The organism is Vibrio sp. Evd11, from assembly GCF_900382755.1.
In the GTDB taxonomy this organism is placed as follows: Bacteria; Pseudomonadota; Gammaproteobacteria; order Enterobacterales; family Vibrionaceae; genus Vibrio; species Vibrio lentus.
Genome location: NZ_OSDX01000006.1, coordinates 66,469 through 86,379, shown reverse-complemented (window position 1 = coordinate 86,379; position 19,911 = coordinate 66,469). Strand labels below are relative to the sequence as shown.

The following is a 19,911-nucleotide window of genomic DNA, read 5'->3' as shown; positions in this document are numbered from 1 at the left end:
TTCTGCTCAATCTAACATTTTGAGAGACTGGTGAAGTTAGTTCGATTTATGTCAGATATAAAAAAGCCCCGCACATTGGCGAGGCTAATTATTATTACTGAATGGTCAGCTTAAGCGTTTAGGCTTATAGAGATTCAGTAAATGTACGTGCGATTACGTCAGCTTGTTGCTCTGTAGTTAGAGAGTTAAAGCGTACAGCGTAACCAGAAACACGGATTGTTAACTGAGGGTATTTCTCAGGGTGCTTAACTGCGTCTTCAAGAGTTTCACGGTTAAGAACGTTAACGTTAAGGTGTTGACCACCTTCAATGCCAGCTTCGTGGTGGAAGTAACCATCCATTAGGCCTGCAAGGTTAGCACGTTGGCTGTCTTGTTCTTTACCTAGTGCGTTTGGCACGATAGAGAACGTGTAAGAAATACCATCTTGTGCGTCAGCAAACGGTAGTTTACCTACAGACGTTAGTGAAGCTACAGCGCCTTTCTCATCACGACCGTGCATTGGGTTTGCACCAGGAGCGAAAGGAGCGCCAGCACGACGACCGTCTGGAGTGTTACCTGTTTTCTTACCGTAAACCACGTTAGACGTGATAGTAAGAACTGACTGTGTAGGGATAGAGTTACGGTAAGTCTTAAGCTTACGGATTTTGTTCATGAACGTAGAAACTAGTTCACAAGCAATATCATCTACACGAGAGTCGTTGTTACCGTATTTAGGGTAATCGCCTTCGATTTCGAAGTCAGTTGCGATACCGTCTTCATCACGGATTGGCTTCACTTTAGCAAACTTAATTGCAGACAGTGAGTCAGCAGCAACAGACAGACCAGCAATACCACAAGCCATAGTACGACGAACGTCACGGTCATGAAGAGCCATTAGAGACGCTTCGTAGCTGTACTTGTCGTGCATGTAGTGGATGCTGTTTAGCGCAGTCACGTATTGCTTAGCTAACCAGTCCATGAATGTGTCGAGGCGACCCATTACGTCATCGTAGTTAAGTACTTCGTCAGTGATCTTGTCGCCAACTGGGCCAACTTGCATTTTAAGCTTCTCATCAACGCCGCCGTTGATTGCGTAAAGCATAGTTTTTGCAAGGTTAGCACGAGCGCCGAAGAACTGCATTTGCTTACCAACGATCATTGGTGATACACAACAAGCGATTGCGTAATCATCAGAATCAAGGTCAGGACGCATTAGGTCATCATTTTCGTACTGGATAGAAGAAGTATCGATAGATACCTTCGCACAGAAACGCTTGAAGCCGTCAGGCAGTTGCTCAGACCAAAGAACAGTGATGTTTGGCTCTGGAGAAGGACCCATTGTGTATAGAGAGTTAAGGAAACGGAAGTTCGAACGCGTTACTAGCGTACGACCGTCGATGCCCATACCACCCATAGACTCTGTTGCCCAGATTGGGTCGCCAGAGAATAGCTCATCGTACTCAGGAGTACGTAGGAAACGAACCATACGCAGCTTCATTACGAAGTGGTCGATCATTTCTTGAGCTTGGTCTTCTGTGATTTTACCAGCAGCGATATCACGCTCTAGGTAGATGTCTAGGAAAGTCGAAGTACGACCTAGAGACATTGCAGCGCCATTTTGAGATTTAACAGCAGCTAGGTAGCCGAAGTAAGTCCACTGAATCGCTTCTTGAGCAGATTGAGCTGGCTCAGAGATATCGAAGCCGTAAGTCGCTGCCATTTGCTTGATTTGACCTAGAGCACGGTGTTGCTCAGAGATCTCTTCACGCAGTTGCATTGTAGCTGCAAGATCTTCGCCGTTCTCGAAACGCTCTTGTAGAGAAGCGAATTGAGCTGCTTTGTCTTTCATTAGGAAATCAATACCGTAAAGTGCTACGCGACGGTAATCACCAATGATACGACCACGGCCGTAAGCATCAGGAAGACCAGTCAGAACACCAGACTTACGACATTTTAGGATATCAGGCGTGTAGATATCGAAAACACCAGCGTTGTGTGTTTTACGGTATTCTGAATAGATTTTTGAAACCATCGGGTCAAGAGTTTCACCGTATGCTTTACAAGAACCTTCAACCATACGTACACCACCGTTAGGGATGATTGCACGTTTTAGTGGTTTTTCAGTTTGTAGACCAACAATTGTTTCAAGGTCTTTTTGGATGTAGCCCGCATCATGAGAAGTGATGGTAGAGATAACAGAAGTATCGAAATCTACAGGTGCTTTAGTTGCGTTTTCCTGTTTGATACCTTCCATTACCGAAGCCCAAAGCGTATTAGTCGCCTCAGTACCTTCAGAAACTAGGAAAGACTCGTCGCCTTCATATGGCGTGTAGTTCTTTTGAATGAAATCACGAACGTTTACTTCGCTTTGCCACTCACCTGCAGCAAAATCTTCCCAAGCTTTAGCAAATTGCTCTGCCATGACATACCTACCTTTTTAGTAGAAAAAATTCGTACTTAACACTGTTGAGCCAGCGCCCCTCGTAAGGGTAGTACACTCTTATTAATAACAATATATATGAGCATATAAGCTTCATATGGTTATATATATTGTCACTACTTTTTATATGTTGTCTTTACTCTATGAATTCAAGACTACGCTAAAAAATTCCTGCAAACCTTAAACTAAATCAATAAATACCAAAAAAAGTTGAAAAAATTTGAGTGACAGGGGTTGCCACCCAAACTTTTTTTTAGTCTCAATACTACTTTTGTGTAGTAAAGACCATTATAGCCAAGCTTTTAGACCATATTGGCTTTCTAGCATACCAACTGCAAGCATTGCTACTAGACAGATAACCAGAACACCGACTGGGATAACAATCTTGTCGACAAATGACAGACGCTTCGCACGCTCTTTATCACCAATCAGACCGTTGTTATCAAGCAGCATTGTTAAAGCCCAAGCTAATACCGGGTTAACAACTGCTGAACCAAAGATACAGATACCAGCAGCTTGTGAATCTTTTGAATCCTTAACCATCTGCATACCTGCTTCAAGTAGAGGTAGAGATACACCTACAAGTAGCGCAACACGCATTACTGGTGGCCATACTGCTACGTCCATTGGGAAACCAAGAATCGCAACGATGATACATAGTGAACCAAGTAGAATCGCACCGCCTGGAATAGGACGCTTCGCGATTGCTGCTGGGATCATGTAAGTACCCCAAGAAGATGTGATGTTACCACCACCCACTGCAGTACCCACCATTTGACGCACAGAACACATCGTCATTGTGTCATCAACATCCATCAGAACTTTTTCAGAACGTTTAGGGTAGTTCAGTTCTTGGAAGATACGGTGACCTAGGAAATCTGGCGACCACATTGCTACGGCAAGAATTGCGAATGGTAGAGAAGCGATGAAGTGTTCAACGTTTGGCAAGCCAAGCATCCAACCTTCAGAAGTAGAACCCCACCAGTAAACTGGGTTTAGGTTTGGAATACCCATTTCAGTTTCGAATACGATATCGAAACCAGCGCCCAATGCTAATGCAATAGCAAGACCTGTGAACGCACAAACTGGGATAGCTAACCAACGCTTGTTCACTTTCGCTAAGAAAGCGTAGATAGCGATAGTAATAGCAAGAACGATTAAACCAACGTAACCCATGCTACCCGCTTCAACAGTAGAAGATTGAAGACCAACCGCCCATGCTTGAATCGAATTAATTTGGCTCATGGTACCGGTTAGGCCTAAGAAGATAAGCAAGCCACCTGCCGTACCTTCTGAAGTCAGGTTAACAAGTTTAGAGCCGCCTTTAAGGAAACTTAGGATTAGACCAAAGACACCGATAAGGATTGCCAATGCAAGAGGGTGAGCACCAGCAAGAGCGATGGTACCGATAAGAGGGATCATTGGGCCGTGGTTGCCGGCAAGGTTTGCTTTAGGGTTAAAGAAACCAGAAGCAAGAATACAGAACAGCAGTGCAGGAATAAGCATTTCTACACGAGCAACTTCAATCGCGAAGTCTTTACCCAAGTTTACGTGATCCCAAGCTTGAGTTAGGCCATCGGCCCAAGACATCATTACTGCTGAGTACATCGCAATGATACCAATGGTACCAGCAAGTGCAGGAACAAGATCTTCAAGTTCAAAACGGAAATCACGGCCTGGAAGGTTTAGGCCAAAACGACGAGGCTTCATGATTTGAAGTTCGTGATCTAAGTAATCTGAGCGGCTCTCAAATTCAGAAGCAGGGCGGTGAAGCTCTTTATAGCTTTTCTCTTCTACTTCAGAGTTCGCATTATTGACAACGTCTGACATAGATTCCTCATATTTTATGTTAGTAATTCTAAAATTGAATTCTATAAGTTCGCGTAATTGCGTAATTGCGTTATTTCTTAGTTATAACTTATTAACATTATGTTGCACGTTTTTGATGTGCTTTATGCAGTTAAGTTAAAAGAAATATTTGGCATTTTTAATGCCTTATTGTGTGCTGAGAAGTCTAACAAGCTTACTCTTTAGGGTGATTGATCTTGATCACTTTATGAGTGTATGTGAAAGAAAGCTACAAAACGAAGCGTTTCATTAACTTCTCATTGATGAATTATGTAATTTTTTTTCACAAACTGACGTTTTTATCGTCTTGTCACAGTTCTTATCCTTAGTAAATTCCATTTTTAATGATTGGCTTACTTTTTGCTTAATCGCTGATAGATATTTAATTTTGGCGAGCTGTTGCCACAAACAGGACGAAAATCGATGAAAAAGACACAAATGTTGCCACTAGCGGCAATAATCTCAGGACTACTGGTTGGTTGTGGCGGCGGAAGCGGCGGTGGAAGCGGCGGTGGAAGCGGCGGCGGCGCGCCCGCAACCCCGAAATATACCTGGCAATTATTGAGCTTGAGCTCTGTAGAAAGAAGCGTGGTGGGAAGTGGGTGTTCGATCATTGGTCAGGATGAATCTGATGTAAACGGGACAAAGGTTATTGCAGCTTATGAAGCTACCGCTAACTATAATATTTTGTTCCATGACGAGAATGGTGTCATTACCGCAACAAATCAATCAGATACTGATGGTCGTTTCGTTATCGATAGTAAAGATGTTCCTGATGGAGGTTATGTATCTCTAGAAGAAATCGATGGATCTATCCAAGGAACGCAAGATGTATATATGTTTACTGTAGCGAAAGAGCTCCTTTCAGATATGACATTAAATGTTCGTCAGCACTATTCGACGTACTCTTGTTATCAGGGTGAGCAGTCACAAAAAGTGACTAATGATCCGAATTCGGCAGTAAAAGTTGACCAAGTAGATGCCAATACAAGTTACTACCAGAGTAGCTATATCGATAACTCTGTTAACGGCAATACAATTGCAAGTGGTATAAAAGTCAATTCAGATGTCCCGGCATTAAATAACGTATTAGTTACCTTGTTTGATACTTACAGCAGTGGTGAAAGTAGAGGTTTGAGTCACTATGCTGTTGTGGATTCTAGCTATATCTATGATTCATCTCAGGGTAGTGGTAACAAAAGTGGGTTGCCAACTGATGAGAATATTGTCGAGCCAGTATTTACAGCTACTGGGTTGACGTTGAATAACACAAGTAAAATTGACGTTGAAATAGATAATGAGATCCATACTTGGCAGCCGATTTACGAGTCAGGACAAGTTTATAGTGTTATTGACGGTACATCAGTGATTGATAATTGGTCGTTTGATATTGAAGCGAGCACTGATGGAGCTTCTGGTAGCTGGAATGCCAAAATCTATGATTCTGTAGATTCAACAGGTACTACAGTCGTTTTACCTACTTTGAGTACATTGAACGTATCTATTACTAACTCTGGCTGTGCTGGCTATTGTTTGAGTGCTGATGGTTACAGGGTATCAGAATATCAAATTCAAAGAACACACTTAAGATCTTCGAACAACAATAACCGAAACTTCTATCAAACTATTTTTGCTGCGCCAAATAAAGATCAGGTGTTGATGAGTAGTACGGATGAAGTGTTACTCATTGATAATAACAGTGACCGTCTAGAGTTGTCTTTAGCCCAGTTAGACACGGAAAGTGAAGCGCAGGTGAAGCAGTTTTTTGCACATAATATCGACCCTCAAGTCCTAATTTCGTCGACTATTCCAAATTACAATGATGTGAATGGCCTACTATCTATGGCATCAGGTGATAAGTCGAGAAGAATCGAGATCATGGGAAGTGAGGTACAGTTTTATCAGCAAGGCGTAAACTAACTGACAACAGTAATGTTCAAATAAATGAACTTCACATTTTGTTAACTAAAAAGCCCCGTTAATTGGGGCTTTTTTATAAGTGCTATTCATGTAATTGAGATGAAAACGCTACTTAGTGCATAATAAATCAGAGATAAGTGCTATTTATTCCTTAATGATAGGTTAATAATTTGTTGCATGTTATTCCGTGTGGTGCTAGTTTGTATCGCATGAAAAGGTCGGAGTACCTTGCATTTTCACAAACTTGGGAGAGAAAGCGCATGAAAGATGTACCAGCGCTGGACATAAAGGATCTACACAAAACGTTTGGTCAAAATGAAGTTTTAAAGGGAATTTCACTTTCTGCGCATAAAGGCGATGTAGTCTCGATTATCGGATCTTCTGGGTCGGGTAAAAGTACTTTCCTTAGATGTATCAACCTTTTAGAGACACCTACCGCCGGCGAAATTTGGGTTAATGGCGAATTAATTCAAATGAAAAATAACCGCCAAGGAGTTTCCGTTCCTGCAAATGAAAAACAAGTTCAACGAATCCGTTCTCGTTTGGCTATGGTTTTTCAAGGCTTTAACCTTTGGTCTCACCTGACCGTTCTCGAAAATGTTATCGAAGCACCCGTTCATGTCTTAGGCGTACCTAAAGCACAAGCAATTGAAAATGCTGAGCTGCTACTGAAGAAAGTAGGACTATATGAACGCAAAGATTACTACCCGGGTCATTTATCTGGCGGTCAACAACAGCGTGCTGCGATTGCAAGAGCGTTAGCGGTTGATCCTGAAGTAATGTTATTTGATGAACCGACATCTGCACTTGACCCTGAGTTAGTAGGGGAAGTTCTTGGTGTAATGCGTGACTTAGCCGAAGAAGGAAGAACCATGCTTGTGGTAACACATGAAATGGCTTTTGCTCGTGATGTATCCAACCACGTGATGTTCTTACATCAAGGTCTAGTGGAAGAACAGGGCGATCCAGCTAAACTGTTTACGGCACCTGAATCAGAGCGTCTACAACAGTTTATCTCTTCTATCTACTAATAAGCAGCTATGTACGCAGTCGATTGAAGTAAATAAAAATTGAAATATTGTTGTTAAGGTCAATGACAGCGGTATAAGCAATAAAACACAACAAGTAATTTAATAAGTAACAACAAACACAATATTAAAATTAGCAAAACATAAAAACCTAAATCACAGGAGTAGGGATATGAAAAAGTGGTTATTAGTAGCGGCACTTGCTGCAACTGCTGCAACGGGCGTAGCTCAAGCAAAAGAATGGAAAACAGTACGCTTCGGTATTGAAGGTGCTTACCCTCCATTTAGCTGGACTGAAGCTGATGGTTCACTAAAAGGCTTTGACGTCGATATGGCGAACGCACTTTGTACTGAAATGCAGGTGAAGTGTAAGATCGTAGCGCAAGATTGGGATGGCATTATTCCTTCTCTACTTGCTCGTAAATATGATGCGATCATCGCGGCAATGTCGATTACAGAAGAGCGTAAGAAAAAAATCGACTTTACTGGTAAGTACGCACTTATCCCAAACAAGTTCATCGCTAAAAAAGGTGCAGGCCTTAACTTTGATGATCTAAGTGGTCAAAAAATTGCCGTTCAACGTGCAACAACTCACGATAAGTACCTAACAGACAACTACGGCGACACAGTAGAAATCGTTCGTTACGGTTCATTCGATGAAGCTTACCTTGATCTAGCTAACGGTCGTGTTGCTGCTGTTCTGGGTGATGCATCGGCTCTAGAAGAAGGCGTACTCAACAAAGCGGGTGGCGGAGACTACGAGTTTGTTGGTCCATCTCTAACCGATCCTAAATGGTTCGGCGATGGTTTTGGTATTGCTCTACGTAAGCAAGACAAAGATCTGACTAAACAGTTAGATGCTGCAATCCTTTCACTACGTGAAAAAGGCATCTACCAAGATATCGCGGCTAAATACTTCAACTACGACGTATACGGCCAGTAATTTCTAGCGTCACTTCTTAAGGGAGAGGTTACCCTCTCCCTGTCTACCAACTTTTTCGCAGTTCTGTTGGAATTCATTATGTTTGATTTACAAGGATATGAAGCTTCGATCCTGAAAGGGGCGGTGCTTACGATCGAAGTTGCCTTGCTGTCGCTAATTTTAGCTATGGTTCTTGGTATGCTAGGTGCCTTAGCTAAACTCGCGCCTTATCGCTGGGCTCGTGCTATCGCAACCCTCTACACAACCGTTATTCGAGGCATTCCTGACCTCGTATTGATGATGTTGATTTTCTTTGGTGGACAAATCCTTTTAAACAACAGTTTGTACTCCATCAATGAGTGGCTCAATGAATGGTTCACGTCGAGTGACCCTAACCATGAGTGGACCGCTTACTTACCTGATTATATCGATGTCAGCCCATTTATTGCCGGCGTCTTAACGATTGGCTTTATCTTCGGTGCTTACATGGCTGAAACCTTCCGTGGTGCCATCATGGCTGTTGATAGCGGCGAAATGGAAGCGGCAAAGGCCTATGGTATGGGCCCTGTATTAGCGTTCCGTCGTATCCTGCTTCCGCAAATGATTCGTCATGCACTGCCGGGTTTTGGTAACAACTGGTTGGTTCTACTTAAGACCACCGCGTTGGTTTCGATTATCGGTTTAGAAGACATGGTACGTGTTAGCGCATTGGCTGCAGGCTCAACCAAAATGCCATTTACCTTTTATATGACAGTGGCACTTATTTTCCTATTCTTCACCAGTGTTTCGACGGGCTTGCTTAAGTTGGTTGAACGTAAATTCAGTATCCACGCGAGGTAGTTATGGACTTTTCATTGATAATTGAAAGCCTGCCGATTTACCTTAGTGGTTTATGGACAACGGCTTGGATGGTTTGTGTAGCTTTGATTATTGGCTTATGTGTAGCCATACCATTAGCTATCTCTCGCAACAGCCCAAATATGCTGATTAACGCTCCTGCTTGGTCGTTCATCTATTTCTTCCGTGGTACGCCATTATTGGTGCAGTTGTATCTGATTTACTACGGTATGGACCAATTTTTCCCAGTGAAAGATACCCTATGGGAAAACGCATGGTTCTGTGCATTGGTTGCGTTTATTCTGAACACGTCGGCTTATACCGCTGAAATCATCCGTGGTGCGATTAACGGTTTACCGAAAGGTGAAGTTGAAGCAGCAAAAGCATATGGCATGAGTACACCGAAGACATACCGCCGTATCATTCTGCCAAGTGCTCTTCGTCGAGCGTTACCGGCTTACAGTAATGAAGTGATATTCATGCTTCACGGCTCTGCAGTTGCAGGTATCGTAACGATTATGGACTTGACTGGCGCAGCACGTTTGGTTAACTCACGTTACTACGCTCCATTCGAATCTTTCTTAACAGCAGGCCTATTCTACATGGCGCTAACGTTTATCATCATCGCGATTTTCAAGTTCGCAGAGAAACGTTTCCTAGCTTACCTAAGACCGCTTAGCTAATAAGTACACAGTAACAATTTCAGTTCAACAAACGGCGCTTTCATAGCGCCGTTTTTTATTGATAATAACTAATTTACTCGTTACTTAAACGTCGACCAAATCGGCGCATGATCAGACGGTTTTTCGATACCACGTAGCTCATAGTCGATACCTGCTTCAGTACATTTATCAGCAAGTTTCTGAGTCGCCAGTACTACGTCAATTCGTAGGCCGCGGTTGTCCACGAAACCTTTTGAGCGGTAATCAAACCACGAGTATTGGTCGTTTACTTCTGGATGTAGTAAACGGAAGCTATCTACAAAGCCCCAATCCATCAGTGTTTTCAACCATTCGCGCTCTTCTGGTTGGAAAGAACACTTGCCTGTTTTCAACCAACGTTTCGCGTTAGGTTCACCGATGCCGATGTCTGCGTCGATAGGGCTGATGTTAATGTCGCCCATCACAATGACTTGTTCATCCTTGTTGTGATAGTCATTTAGGTAAGTCATCAAGTCTTTGTAGAACTGGCGCTTGTATGGGTATTTAGTCTCGTGTTTGATGTTATCCCCTTGAGGGAAGTAGCCATTAAGCACGGTAACTTTTTCACCGTTTTCGTCTTCAAAAGTCGCCATGATCATACGCTTTTGATGGTCTTCGTTGTCAGTAGGAAAACCCTTCTGCACAGAGATAGGTTCTTGCTTACACAGCATAGCCACACCGTAGTGTGCTTTTTGGCCATGGAAGTAAACCTTGTAACCCATCGCTTCAACATCAGCGAGCGGGAAGGCTTCATCGTGCACTTTAATCTCTTGAAGACCAATCACGTCGGGTTGGTGTTTGTCGATAATCGCTTGCAGTTGATGAAGGCGGGCTCTAAGGCCGTTGATATTAAAGCTAATAACTTTCATTTGTTTTTATACCTCTCGGAAACCTTTGTACTGCGAGTTTTCAAAGATTTTTTGATTTGGTTGATTTCATGGTTCATCGTATTTAACCATGCTTAATAATTTCTGTCGCCACTTTATAAAGACAAAATGGCGACATTAAATGGTGTGAATACCTACAGTTACGTTGAGCCTACTGAGTTTTTAGCAAGTCTAAAAAGAAGGCATATTCAAGTGCGTCTTCTTTTAATCGTTTAAATCGACCAGAAGCACCACCGTGACCGGCTTCCATATCGGTTTTGAACAACAGCACATTGTTGTCTGTTTTTATTTCACGTAGTTTCGCCACCCACTTCATCGGCTCAAAGTACTGTACCTGTGAGTCATGCAGACCTGTTGTTACCAACATATTCGGATAGTTTTGTACTTTAATGTTGTCGTATGGCGAGTAACTCAGCATGTATTCGTAGTAGGTTTTATCGTTCGGGTTGCCCCATTCGTCATATTCGTTTGTGGTTAGAGGAATTGATTCATCAAGCATGGTTGTTACCACGTCTACAAACGGAACGTGTGCACCAATACCACGGTACAGTTCTGGTGCTTGGTTGATGATTGCGCCCATCAATAGACCGCCGGCAGAACCACCAACGGCGAACACTTTATCTTGTGCGCCATAGCCTTCTTCAACAAGCCCTTTGGTTACATCGACAAAATCGTTAAATGTGTTTTGTTTGGTCAGTTTCTTGCCGTCTTCATACCAAGGGCGACCAAGCATTTCTGAACCGCGAATATGCGCGATTGCATAAACGAAGCCTCGGTCAAGTAGGCTTAGACGAGCTGAGCGGAAGGTAGGTTCAATCGTCGAACCGTAAGAGCCGTAGCCATATTGGTAGATTGGGTTAGTACTGTCTTTCTTGAATAAGTCTTTACGATAAACCAAAGAGACAGGTACTTGCTTACCATCGCGAGCCGTTACCATGATTCGCTCTGATTGGTAGTTTTCCGCTTCGAAATCACCCAATACAGGTGTTTGCTTCATTAGCTCGGATCCACCTGTATTCAGGTCGAAATCATAGTAAGTGCCTGGCGTGGTTAAGCTGCTGTAGTAGACACGAACTTTTGAATTATCTAATTCATAGTTACCAGTCAGGTAAGCGGCAAAAGCGGCGTCATTGAACTCAAGTGGGAACTCTTTGCCCGTTGAGAGTTGGCGTACTTTCACTGTAGATAAGCCATTTGCACGTTGCTCGTAAACAAGATGGTCATCAAATAACTCGAAATCGACAAGTTGAGTATTATCATCGGCTGGGATGACATCGACCCATTTTGAACGGTCGTGCATATCTTTGGTTGTGACTTTCATTAAGCGGAAGTTGACGGCTTGGTAGTTGGTGTAGATGTAGTACCAATCACCTAGCTTAGCGATGCTGTACTCAATGCCCGTTTCCTTTGGGTAAAAAGGTTCTGCTTTCGCGTTTGGGTTGCTGGCATCGATGACTGAAACGCCGCTGGTTTCTGTGCTCGAGTGCCAAATGTACACCTGTTGACCATCTTTACTCTTACTTAAGCCAGTGTAGTAAGCAGTGTCGGTTTCTTCGTAAATCAACTCATCGTTTGTCTGAGGTGTGCCTAAGACATGGCGGAAAACTTGGTAACCCAATAGCGTTTGTGGATCTTTCTTGATGTAATAGAAGGCCTGGTTGTCGTTTTGCCAGGCAATTGAACTCGAGGCACCTTCAATTTCATCAGTTAGGTATTCACCGGTCGTGAGGTCTTTAATCTTAATGGTGTAAACACGACGGCTCAGCGTATCTTCGCCATAGGCCAACAAGTTTTCGTTTGGACTGATCGTTAAGCCGCCAATACTGAAGAATTCGTGTTCTTTTGCCAGTGCGTTAACGTCTAAGATGACCTGCTTATTTGTGCCTGCAAAGTCTTTTGCGCGCAAGTGAACTTCGTATTCGTTGTCGCCCGTGACTTCATTCGAATAGAAGTAGCTGCCTTTACGAACTGGTACCGAATTGTCATCTTTCGCGATTCGGCCTTTGATCTCATCAAATAACTGTTCTTGTAATGCATTAGTGTGTTTCAACACGGTCTCTGCGTACTGATTCTCTTGCTCAAGGTGTTGCAAGATCTCTGGATCTTGGCGCTCATCATCGCGCATCCAGTAGTAATCATCGATTCGGGTGTCACCATGAACCGTCATTGCATGAGGGACTTTCTTAGCTACGGGAGCTTGGGTTTGATGTGCGATGAGTTGCGATGGAGAGTTGTGGTCCATGGTTGTTATTCCTTGATTGCTGCATCCGGCGACAAGTGCGGCCGATACGGCTAATGTGGTTAAAGCGAAACGCATCTGTATATCCTATTGTGTACCTTACTCGTTTTAATGCCAGCATCCTTTAGTGGTTAGTTTTCTTCCAGTGATGTTATTTATAATGGGATTCTGGATTGGTACTTTCAGCGTAAGTGTCTGTTATTGTTTTCAATAAATCAAAGTAATGTTTAATGGAATCGATGGTGGATGTGAGCTGGGGGCAAACGTGCAATGAAAAAGGGACACACTTTTCAGTCTGTCCCTCTTCGTTGTTTGAGCTGAAGTAGAGTTTACTTTAGATAGCCAATGGCATTTCGTTTGAATGGTCAGGTTTACGATTAACCCAACGTAAACCAAGCATGGCGATGAATGACATTGCAATCATCAAGCAACCGAGCGGCAGTTGGTCTTGAGCTGGGAAGAACGAGGCCAGTAGTGTTGCGATGCCAGCACCTAGGTTTTGCATACCACCCAAAATCGCACCTCCAGTACCTGCGTGGTACGGGAATGGCGAAAGCGCCCCTGTTGTTGCCGCCGGGAATAAGATACCAGCGCCCAAAAAGTAAATCGTAGCACCGCCAATCAAAGTTAATGCTGTTGTTTGACCAAATAGACCTGGTATCAACACCACGGTAGACCCTACCAAGATAGCAACTAGTCCAACATTCAGAGCGCGGCGCTCACTGCTACGTTGTGCGATGTAACTGGATAGGCCAGCACCGACTAAGTAACCTGGAATGGGTAATACAAACAACAAGCTTACTGTGGTTGCTGGCAAGCCAAGTACCCCGCCAAGTAATACACCTGCCGCAGCTTCAAATACCGCTACACCTGCAAATGTTGCGACCAATACCAATAAGAAACCTTGGAAACGTTTGTCAGATAGAACGAATTTGTAGCTGTTGGCAACCGATTCATGTTTGCGTCGTTCTTTTGGCAGAGTTTCCATCATGCTCGTCATCATGGTGATCACCACTGCGATTCCAAACAGCGCCAGGAACAAGTAGCTAGAACGCCAACCGAAAGCTTCTGTTAAGTACCCACCTAATACAGGAGCCATCAATGGTGAGAAAATCACACACATGCTAATTAAGCTATTTGCACGGTGCAGTTCTGCGCCTTCAAAACAGTCGCGAGTCAATGTACGAGACATCGCACCACCACAACCGATGCCCAAACCTTGTATAAAGCTACCTGCTAAAAACCATTCATATTCGTGAGCAAACAATGCCACCAAAGTACCGATGATGTAGATGATCAAACCGACGACGATGATTGGTTTGCGACCTAGGCGATCAGAAAGTGGACCGTATGCAAATTGCGACAGACCATAAGGGATCAGGTAGCACGCCATCACAGCTTGAAGCGAAGATGCTGAAACCAAGAACTCACCCGCCATATGACCGATAGAAGGCACGTACATCGTTTGAGTCATTTGACCCACGGCAGTCAGGATAGCGATTAAAAAGGTAAGTTTCGCTAATGGAAACGAGGCGGACATTTGCGTATCTCTCCAAAAATTAGGACGTAAAAAGCCTTGGCGTTCCATTAAGGAGAGCCAAATAAGTAAAGTAACCTGGGAATCTAGGCGCGAGATATTAGAGATTGAGCGTCTACTTAGCAACCAAAAAGTGTGAAGTTGATCAAGATAAAAATCTATAGATTGGATTATAAAAACTAATCCGAATTTATTGAGGTTATAAAATAATAAGGAGTCATTGTCTTCCTTGAAATGTTGCAATTACTCTGAATAAATTTGCGTTATTCATGACCGGAAGCGTAGGCACAAAGAAGCCTAAGTCTGACAAGCTGAAAGCTCTTGAAATCAAAGCAATAACAGACAAAGTACACGATTTATTAACATTTCTATAAACTTTCGTTTTATATGCACGTAATTTGTGCTGTAATTATCCGCTAAGCTATTCGTCTAACTCATTCACATTGTGCATAGCAATTTGTTACTAATGTGATGGTTACGGTTATGGAAGTCTTTTGGCTTAAATAAGGATATTAAATGCGCTCTCTATCAGTACAGTGGAAAATAACCCTCTTAGCAGGTTGTTGTTTAATCATTACGTCACTGTCTCTCATTGGTTTCTCGATCTACAACGCGACGAGCAATCAACAGGTCATAAAATCTCAAAGCTCAGAATCGGTGATTAACAAAACTCAACAGTTGTTGGCATCCGTTTCTCAGCTTAATGCTCAAGAAACTCAACGTTATGTCGATGAAGCTATTTATCGAGCAGAAATGTTGGCCTCTAGTGCTCAGTTTCTAAAGAACAACGCAGACGAAAACTTTACCCCAAGTGAAGAGCTTCGTACTGCGTTAGATGAAATGGTTCGTCGTTCCGTTTTGAACTTTGATTCTATTCAAGGGGCTTACCTAGTCTTCAAGCCCGATTTACTTGATGCTGAAGATGCGAATTATGTCGATGCGGATTATGTCGGCTCGAATGAAAGAGGGCGTTTTGCTCCTTATTGGAAGGTCGCAGATAATGGCGAGAATGTTCTTCCAAACGTGTTATCAGAATCAACATTGAGTGATAACAGCAATAGCGAACGCTTTTTCTGTCCTTTGTCATCTGGACAAACGTGTATTAGTACGCCAAGAGTTGTGAGTAGCGGTGGTCAAGAACTGCTTACGTCTTCGATTTCGGTGCCTATCATCGTTGATGATGTAGCGATTGGTTTCTTGGGCATCGACTTAAGGCTCGATGGTTTGACCAATGTTGTCACTCAATCGGATCAAAGCTTGTTTGAAGGTGCAGGCGCGGTTTACGTCGTGAGTTTAGATGGTTCCGTTATCGCTTCTGATGATCAAAGTATTGCGGTTGGTTCGAGTTTTCAAAGCAACAATACAAGTGGCGATCTAATGACGGACTTTATCTTTGGTGGTGAAGTCACGACTCAATGGAGTGAGAATGGTGAGTGGTTACTCGCATTTGCACCTGTTGTTGCCGCCAACCAAACTTGGGGTGTGCTGTTTGAGATTCCAAGAGCGAGTGTGGTTGCTGACGCGAATCAATTGGATGCCATTATTAGTACTAAGCTAAGCGAAGGTATTAAGACTGAAGTGATTGCGGGTATTAGCTTTATTCTTTTCGGTCTAGCGATCATCGCTTTTGCTTCACTGTCCATTGTTAAGCCTATTCGACAGGTAGTTGAGAGACTGAACGATATTGCTTCTGGTGAAGGTGATTTAACGCAACGCTTGGAAGTGAAATCTCAAGACGAAATTGGTCAGTTGTCACAAGGGTTTAACCTGTTCTTAGACAAGCTTCAACACACTATTAAAGAGGTGATTCAGACCACTGAGCAAGTGGCGAGCACGACAAGCCAGGCGAAGGCCTCTGCATCAAGCACTCGTGAAAGTAGTGAGTCTCAGTTTAAAGAAGTGGATCTTGTGGCGACCGCGGCAGAAGAGATGACTCAGACTTCGGGCTTAGTGGTACAAAATGCTGAAATAGCCGTTGATGCCGCTTGTGAAGCGAATCGTTCTGCTCAGCAAGGCCAACAGGTTATCGAACTTTCTGCCGGTGAAATGAGAAAGCTGGTGGATCGTATGTCGAGCGCCGTGCCTATTGTTGAAGAGTTGGCTAAAAATAACGGTAACATCACTGAGATCTTAAGTGTGATTGAAGGGATCTCTGAACAAACCAACTTACTGGCATTGAATGCCGCGATTGAAGCGGCTCGTGCAGGTGAGCAAGGTCGAGGTTTTGCCGTCGTTGCTGATGAGGTAAGAAATCTCGCAAGCCGCACACAGTCATCGGTTGGTGAAATCAGAGCGGTGATCGACAAAGTCCACGCGGGCACTCAAGATGTCGTTGAAGCGATACAAGAAGGTAATATTCTCGCTAACGACACGGCATTACATGTTCAAAAAGCGGTCGAAGATCTGGGTTCGATCTTTACTTCTATAGCAGCGATCAGTGATATGAACAACCAGATCGTGAGAGCGGCAGAAGAGCAACAATCGGTTTCCGGTGAAGTGAACCAAAGTGTCGTTAATATCCGTGATTTGAGTGCGAAGATCTTGGATCAAGCCGCAGCTTCTGAACAAGTGGGTAGCGAAATTGATCAACTGTCCCAACAGCAGCAGAAATTGGTTAATCAGTTCAAGGTTTAGTCTAGTTGTTCACTGTATAGCTTTTAAGCTTAGTTAACAATTGAATAGAAAAAGGGACAAATGAAGATTTCATTTGTCCCTTTTATTTTTCTTGGGCTCTAACGCTTTAGGGCTTGGCGATATCCGCGAAACCGATTAACGAAGTTAGTCTTCGATAAACCAGTAACCTTTATTCACCAATTCCGTCACGACGGTTACACCTGAAGGAGAAAGGTTAGTTGTTGAGTTAATTACCGAATCATCACACAGTACGTTTAGTAGCGAAGAATCAGCCTGTTCAACTTTAACGACTTCCCCATTGATGTAAGCTGTGTTGCTTTCATTCTCATGGTATAGCGCCTTTAACCCCGATACTCGACAGATCTCGCCTTCTGACTCTAAGTGTTGGGCGATTTCTTCTTCTGTCCATAATGGCTCAGGCGCGACGATATCTAGCTGGTGGCGTGATTGGCTTAGCAGACACCCCATGAATTCACTGATGGTTTCAGGTTGCTCTAGTGCAGATTTCAACATGTCAGTGAGATTGCTTAAATCCGATGAACGAATTTTGCCGTAGCCTTCTTGTGTTTTGAACTCTGGATCATGCAGGTGAACATCACCCATATCATGCGCCAGTACAAAATCCGCAAAGTTGCTGATTAGCTCTTGTTCTTTTGGTGAACGGTAACCAATAGAGTAGCTCATTGAAGGTTCTAAGGTAGTGCCTTCATGAGGAAAACCTGGCGGGATGTAAAGAATATCACCGGGCTCTAAAGTTTCATCAATGATTGGATCAAAGCCTTCAATTTGACGAAGAGCAGAAGCTTGAATGGTTTCTTGGTACTGACCTACGTCTTTTGCTCCAACCTTCCATTGTCGCTTACCTTGACCTTGGATGATGAACACATCGTATTGATCGATATGTGGGCCTACGCCACCTTGAGGTGCTGAGTAGCAGATCATCAGATCGTCGAATAACCAGTTTGGCAATTGTTGAAAAGCTTCAGTCAGCTGGTTAGCGCCTTGGTGCCAATGGTTTGCTGCTTGCACGACTAGTTGCCAATGAGTTTCAGTGAGTTCACCGAACTTATCTTCAGAGAAAGGGCCGTGTTCTGCTTCCCATTTATTATCAAGGTTAGATATAAAGCGAGAATCCACTTCTTCTTCCATCGATAAACCAGCAAGTTCTTCTGGTGAAATAGGGTCGACGAAGTTTTGGAATCCACCTTTTAAGATGGTTGGTTTTTTATGCCAGTAATTTTCAAGAAACTCGGGCATAGAAAAGCTAAGTTGGTACATGTGAATCCTGTCTATATTTATGCTAGATGCTAGATGCTAGATGCTAGATGCTAGTTTGGCTTGTAAATCTTGTTGGACAATTTTAATTGCCTCTAACGCTACTTTTGGGTCGATTTCGTTGCTTTCGAGCAGGTAGATCAGGTCGACAGCTAACTTAACTTCTTCTGGGGCGTTGTCCAGTGGGGATGGTGAGTTATCAGTGCTCATTTCGCTTAGGGTTCTCTAAGTTGATCAATCTTTCAATATTTTTCATGGAGTCTTCGCAGCGTTCTAATCGTTCTTTTGCTAATTGCCAAGCCTCGTCCGCTTTTTTCTTACTGTGGCGAGGCGCAGAGTCAAACGCTAACTTTCGTACTCGAACTAAATCGACTAACCGCTTTTGCCAATCTTGATGTTGAGCGAGTTCGTTATATAGGTCGTTAAGATTTTTTCCTGACTTACTTTTTCGATCTAATCTTAAATCATGATTAGCTAACTCTCTTTGGACAGCTGCTATTTGATTGGTTAACTTTTCGGTTAGGTAAGTCGCTCGAGATGCAGTGAGCTGATTATTAGCCTGCTCTCGCAATATGGTGCGGTAGGTTGTCTGAGCTTCCATTGCGTAGGGAAGCAAAATAGACGCGCTACATTTAAATAAAGTTCTGTCGAATAACGCTTGATGGTAAGCGCCCCTCGATTTATCAACTTGAGAGCAATGGCCAATCAAGGTATCAAGAACACTTTTAAGCTTTGAAAAATGATTCATGTCTCTTCCCGAATGCTGGTGGCTATAAGTTTACAAACCAAGCTTCGTAAGCCAGCTTAATCGCAAGAACGCTAACAACGGTTACAAACACAGGCCTTATAAAAGTAGCGCCAAAACGAATGGCTGAGTGTGCCCCTACGAATGCACCTGCCATTAAGCATACACCCATGGTTAAACCAAGCACCCAATCAATATGACCAAGAATAGCGAAGGTCACCAAAGAGGTAAAGTTACTGGTAAAGTTCATGGCTTTGGATAGACCAGAGGCAAGTAAGATGTTTAAGCGATAAAGCGCCATCGAGCTTACCGTCCAAAACGCGCCAGTTCCTGGGCCAGCAACCCCATCATAAAAGCCAAGAATGAATCCTTGGTACTTTTGTTTTCTCTTAAGCACAGGGCAAGGCTTAGGAGACACATTATGGCTCACATCTGGAGTCTTATGAAAAATGGTATAGACTGCTGCTGCAAGAATGACTAGCGGTAATACCTTCTCTAACCACTCTGTGCTTATGGCATCAACAGTCAGGGTGCCGATTGTTGCACCTATTAAAGTAGATATGAATGCATTTACCCAACATTCAGGTTTGAACAGCTTCTTGCGATAGTAAGTAAAAGCGGCTGTTGATGAGGCGAATGTTGCGGCCAGCTTATTAGTACCGAGTGCAATGTGTGGTGGTAAACCAAGCGATAGCAAAGCTGGTACAGTTAACATTCCTCCGCCACCGGCGACAGCATCAATAAAGCCTGCAGCAAATGCAACCAAGGCAAGTATGACCAACATGGTTGGCTCAATCATTTCCATAAATAGCTAGTGTTCTCGTTATCGGCTGTTCGGGCAGCCACATGAAGAATCGAGGGATTAGTCATGCTGGGTTGTGAATGCAAGGGCCTAGCGATGGCAGGCCCATAACTACCA

General features: G+C 43.4%; 15 protein-coding genes. 6 read left to right on the top strand and 9 right to left on the bottom strand.

The genetic code is table 11. The features are described 5' to 3' along the window. Positions 1-124: 124 nt before the first annotated feature. Together pflB and ED652_RS03955 are read right to left on the bottom strand one after the other, a co-directional pair. Positions 125-2,401 carry a formate C-acetyltransferase gene (gene pflB / locus ED652_RS03960; protein ID WP_017107258.1) on the bottom strand — a complete coding sequence of 759 codons (2,277 nt, stop codon included), beginning with the start codon at positions 2,399-2,401 and terminating at the stop codon, positions 125-127. Positions 2,402-2,707: 306 nt separating this feature from the next. Continuing rightward, positions 2,708-4,249 (bottom strand): DUF3360 family protein, encoded by a 1,542-nt coding sequence (locus ED652_RS03955; protein ID WP_016767646.1) that lies wholly within the window; start codon positions 4,247-4,249, stop codon positions 2,708-2,710. Positions 4,250-4,690: 441 nt separating this feature from the next. On the opposite strand from ED652_RS03955, the gene ED652_RS03950 reads away from it, so the two are divergent. The 5 genes from ED652_RS03950 to ED652_RS03930 all read left to right on the top strand — a co-directional run bounded on the left by ED652_RS03950 (position 4,691) and on the right by ED652_RS03930 (position 9,657). Continuing rightward, a complete protein-coding gene (locus tag ED652_RS03950) occupies positions 4,691-6,187 on the top strand; it encodes a flagellar sheath protein A (RefSeq protein ID WP_122053543.1) in 1,497 nt (498 codons plus the stop codon). A 260-nt stretch (positions 6,188-6,447) separates the two neighbouring features. Continuing rightward, a complete protein-coding gene (locus tag ED652_RS03945; protein ID WP_017107256.1) occupies positions 6,448-7,218 on the top strand; it encodes an ABC transporter ATP-binding protein in 771 nt (256 codons plus the stop codon). A 169-nt stretch (positions 7,219-7,387) separates the two neighbouring features. Next, positions 7,388-8,158 carry an ABC transporter substrate-binding protein gene (locus ED652_RS03940; RefSeq protein WP_122053542.1) on the top strand — a complete coding sequence of 257 codons (771 nt, stop codon included), beginning with the start codon at positions 7,388-7,390 and terminating at the stop codon, positions 8,156-8,158. 78 nt (positions 8,159-8,236) lie between these two features. Beyond that, positions 8,237-8,977, top strand: a complete 741-nt coding sequence (locus ED652_RS03935; RefSeq protein ID WP_004736534.1) for an ABC transporter permease — start codon at positions 8,237-8,239, stop codon at positions 8,975-8,977. A 2-nt stretch (positions 8,978-8,979) separates the two neighbouring features. Then, entirely contained in the window at positions 8,980-9,657 is a 678-nt protein-coding gene (locus tag ED652_RS03930) for an ABC transporter permease (RefSeq protein WP_065111034.1), read from the top strand. Between the two features lie 80 nt (positions 9,658-9,737). On the opposite strand, the gene xthA is transcribed toward ED652_RS03930, so the two are convergent. The 3 genes from xthA to emrD all read right to left on the bottom strand — a co-directional run bounded on the left by xthA (position 9,738) and on the right by emrD (position 14,341). Further along, a complete protein-coding gene (gene xthA / locus ED652_RS03925) occupies positions 9,738-10,544 on the bottom strand; it encodes an exodeoxyribonuclease III (protein ID WP_017076717.1) in 807 nt (268 codons plus the stop codon). Between the two features lie 169 nt (positions 10,545-10,713). Further along, positions 10,714-12,804 (bottom strand): S9 family peptidase, encoded by a 2,091-nt coding sequence (locus tag ED652_RS03920; protein WP_162929895.1) that lies wholly within the window; start codon positions 12,802-12,804, stop codon positions 10,714-10,716. Between the two features lie 331 nt (positions 12,805-13,135). Next, the gene (gene emrD / locus ED652_RS03915; RefSeq protein WP_065678765.1) at positions 13,136-14,341 is read right to left on the bottom strand and encodes a multidrug efflux MFS transporter EmrD; all 1,206 of its coding nucleotides are present in this window, start codon (positions 14,339-14,341) and stop codon (positions 13,136-13,138) included. A gap of 513 nt (positions 14,342-14,854) precedes the next feature. Here emrD and ED652_RS03910 point away from each other — a divergent pair. Continuing rightward, complete coding sequence (locus tag ED652_RS03910) at positions 14,855-16,972, top strand: methyl-accepting chemotaxis protein (RefSeq protein ID WP_122053540.1); 2,118 nt, start codon at positions 14,855-14,857, stop codon at positions 16,970-16,972. A 144-nt stretch (positions 16,973-17,116) separates the two neighbouring features. Here the strand turns inward: ED652_RS03910 and ED652_RS03905 are convergent, their stop codons facing one another. Genes ED652_RS03905 through ED652_RS03890 form a run of 4 tightly spaced genes read right to left on the bottom strand, consistent with a single transcriptional unit; the run spans position 17,117 to position 19,797 of the window. Continuing rightward, positions 17,117-18,250, bottom strand: a complete 1,134-nt coding sequence (locus ED652_RS03905) for a cupin domain-containing protein (protein WP_122053539.1) — start codon at positions 18,248-18,250, stop codon at positions 17,117-17,119. A gap of 36 nt (positions 18,251-18,286) precedes the next feature. Next, positions 18,287-18,457: a pleiotropic regulatory protein RsmS gene (gene rsmS, locus ED652_RS03900; RefSeq protein ID WP_017107250.1), complete on the bottom strand. Its 171-nt coding sequence runs from the start codon at positions 18,455-18,457 to the stop codon at positions 18,287-18,289. Then, positions 18,447-18,995, bottom strand: a complete 549-nt coding sequence (locus ED652_RS03895) for a primosomal replication protein (protein WP_122053538.1) — start codon at positions 18,993-18,995, stop codon at positions 18,447-18,449. The genes rsmS and ED652_RS03895 overlap by 11 nt, the downstream gene beginning before the upstream one ends. A 22-nt stretch (positions 18,996-19,017) precedes the next feature. Further along, the gene (locus tag ED652_RS03890) at positions 19,018-19,797 is read right to left on the bottom strand and encodes a TSUP family transporter (protein ID WP_122053537.1); all 780 of its coding nucleotides are present in this window, start codon (positions 19,795-19,797) and stop codon (positions 19,018-19,020) included. Positions 19,798-19,911: the final 114 nt, after the last annotated feature.

What these genes read in the sequence shown, in the direction of transcription:
- ED652_RS03910 (WP_122053540.1), top strand. Translation starts at nt 14,855, where the DNA reads ATGCGCTCTCTATCAGTACAGTGGAAAATAACCCTCTTAGCAGGTTGT.
- ED652_RS03895 (WP_122053538.1), bottom strand. Translation starts at nt 18,995, where the DNA reads ATGAATCATTTTTCAAAGCTTAAAAGTGTTCTTGATACCTTGATTGGC.
- ED652_RS03940 (WP_122053542.1), top strand. Translation starts at nt 7,388, where the DNA reads ATGAAAAAGTGGTTATTAGTAGCGGCACTTGCTGCAACTGCTGCAACG.
- ED652_RS03890 (WP_122053537.1), bottom strand. Translation starts at nt 19,797, where the DNA reads ATGGAAATGATTGAGCCAACCATGTTGGTCATACTTGCCTTGGTTGCA.
- xthA (WP_017076717.1), bottom strand. Translation starts at nt 10,544, where the DNA reads ATGAAAGTTATTAGCTTTAATATCAACGGCCTTAGAGCCCGCCTTCAT.
- ED652_RS03930 (WP_065111034.1), top strand. Translation starts at nt 8,980, where the DNA reads ATGGACTTTTCATTGATAATTGAAAGCCTGCCGATTTACCTTAGTGGT.
- ED652_RS03935 (WP_004736534.1), top strand. Translation starts at nt 8,237, where the DNA reads ATGTTTGATTTACAAGGATATGAAGCTTCGATCCTGAAAGGGGCGGTG.
- emrD (WP_065678765.1), bottom strand. Translation starts at nt 14,341, where the DNA reads ATGTCCGCCTCGTTTCCATTAGCGAAACTTACCTTTTTAATCGCTATC.
- ED652_RS03905 (WP_122053539.1), bottom strand. Translation starts at nt 18,250, where the DNA reads ATGTACCAACTTAGCTTTTCTATGCCCGAGTTTCTTGAAAATTACTGG.
- ED652_RS03955 (WP_016767646.1), bottom strand. Translation starts at nt 4,249, where the DNA reads ATGTCAGACGTTGTCAATAATGCGAACTCTGAAGTAGAAGAGAAAAGC.
- pflB (WP_017107258.1), bottom strand. Translation starts at nt 2,401, where the DNA reads ATGGCAGAGCAATTTGCTAAAGCTTGGGAAGATTTTGCTGCAGGTGAG.
- rsmS (WP_017107250.1), bottom strand. Translation starts at nt 18,457, where the DNA reads ATGAGCACTGATAACTCACCATCCCCACTGGACAACGCCCCAGAAGAA.
- ED652_RS03950 (WP_122053543.1), top strand. Translation starts at nt 4,691, where the DNA reads ATGAAAAAGACACAAATGTTGCCACTAGCGGCAATAATCTCAGGACTA.
- ED652_RS03945 (WP_017107256.1), top strand. Translation starts at nt 6,448, where the DNA reads ATGAAAGATGTACCAGCGCTGGACATAAAGGATCTACACAAAACGTTT.
- ED652_RS03920 (WP_162929895.1), bottom strand. Translation starts at nt 12,804, where the DNA reads ATGGACCACAACTCTCCATCGCAACTCATCGCACATCAAACCCAAGCT.